The organism is Rhodococcus sp. AW25M09 (assembly GCF_000333955.1).
In the GTDB taxonomy this organism is placed as follows: domain Bacteria; phylum Actinomycetota; class Actinomycetes; order Mycobacteriales; family Mycobacteriaceae; genus Rhodococcoides.
In genome coordinates this window covers 1-1,774 of sequence record NZ_CAPS01000153.1, presented here as the reverse complement: position 1 = coordinate 1,774, position 1,774 = coordinate 1, and the positions used below count along the sequence as shown (strand labels likewise).

The window sequence follows — 1,774 nt, the reverse complement described above, 5'->3', positions numbered from 1 at the left end:
GTGTTCGGCGGTGTCCTACTCTCCCACACCCTGTCGAGTGCAGTACCATCGGCGCTGGAGGGCTTAGCTTCCGGGTTCGGAATGGGACCGGGCGTTTCCCCTCCGCTATGGCCGCCGTAACTCTGTGAAACAGTCACACACGGAACACAACGAGTTCACCGTTCGAGCTGGTGAATGATGTTGGTTCATTCAATTATGGCCGAACCTGAAACGTGTGTTGTTTCAGATATTGCACAGTGGACGCGTAGCTTCTTTGTGGTAAGTCCTCGGCCTATTAGTACCAGTCACCTCCATACATTGCTGTACTTCCAGTTCTGGCCTATCAACCCGGTGGTCTGCCGGGGGCCTTACCCCCTCGAGGGGGTGAGAAACCTCATCTTGGAACAGGCTTCCCGCTTAGATGCTTTCAGCGGTTATCCCTTCCGAACGTAGCCAACCAGCGGTGCTCCTGGTGGAACAACTGGCACACCAGAGGTTCGTCCGTCCCGGTCCTCTCGTACTAGGGACAGCCTTCCTCAAGTTTCTTACGCGCGCGGCGGATAGAGACCGAACTGTCTCACGACGTTCTAAACCCAGCTCGCGTGCCGCTTTAATGGGCGAACAGCCCAACCCTTGGGACCTACTCCAGCCCCAGGATGCGACGAGCCGACATCGAGGTGCCAAACCATCCCGTCGATATGGACTCTTGGGGAAGATCAGCCTGTTATCCCCGGGGTACCTTTTATCCGTTGAGCGACACCGCTTCCACTTGCCGGTGCCGGATCACTAGTCCCGACTTTCGTCCCTGCTCGACTTGTCAGTCTCACAGTCAAGCTCCCTTGTGCACTTGCACTCGACACCTGATTGCCAACCAGGCTGAGGGAACCTTTGGGCGCCTCCGTTACATTTTAGGAGGCAACCGCCCCAGTTAAACTACCCACCAGGCACTGTCCCTGAACCAGATCATGGTCCGAGGTTGAGGTATCCAATACGATCAGAGTGGTATTTCAACAACGACTCCACAGTAACTGGCGTCACCGCTTCACAGTCTCCCACCTATCCTACACAAACCGAACCGAACACCAATACCAAGCTGTAGTGAAGGTCCCGGGGTCTTTTCGTCCTGCCGCGCGTAACGAGCATCTTTACTCGTAATGCAATTTCGCCGAGTCTATGGTTGAGACAGCTGAGAAGTCGTTACGCCATTCGTGCAGGTCGGAACTTACCCGACAAGGAATTTCGCTACCTTAGGATGGTTATAGTTACCACCGCCGTTTACTGGGGCTTAAATTCTCAGCTTCGCCATTGCTGGCTAACCGGTCCTCTTAACCTTCCAGCACCGGGCAGGCGTCAGTCCGTATACATCGTCTTACGACTTCGCACGGACCTGTGTTTTTAGTAAACAGTCGCTTCTCACTGGTCTCTGCGGCCCACACCAGCTCACACTGCAAGAGTGATCACCGGCAGGGGCCCCCCTTCTCCCGAAGTTACGGGGGCATTTTGCCGAGTTCCTTAACCATAGTTATCTCGATCGCCTTAGTATTCTCTACCTGACCACCTGTGTCGGTTTGGGGTACGGGCCGTGTAACAACTCACTAGAGGCTTTTCTCGGCAGCATAGGATCACTGAATTCGCCTCAATCGGCTACGCATCACCTCTCAGGCTTGATGAACGGCGGATTTGCCTACCGTTCGCCCTACAGGCTTACACCAGTACAACCACTGACTGGCCCAGCTACCTTCCTGCGTCACCCCATCGCTTGGCTACTACCAGATCAGGTCCCACGCATCCACCC

Annotated in this window: 2 rRNA genes; both read right to left on the bottom strand. The window is 55.1% G+C overall.

Features of this window, described 5'->3' with window-relative positions:
- Positions 1-2: 2 nt before the first annotated feature.
- Positions 3-119: ribosomal RNA gene (gene rrf, locus RHODMAR_RS26695) — 5S ribosomal RNA — on the bottom strand.
- A 135-nt stretch (positions 120-254) separates the two neighbouring features.
- A 23S ribosomal RNA gene (locus RHODMAR_RS26690) occupies positions 255-1,774 on the bottom strand; the annotation flags it as partial.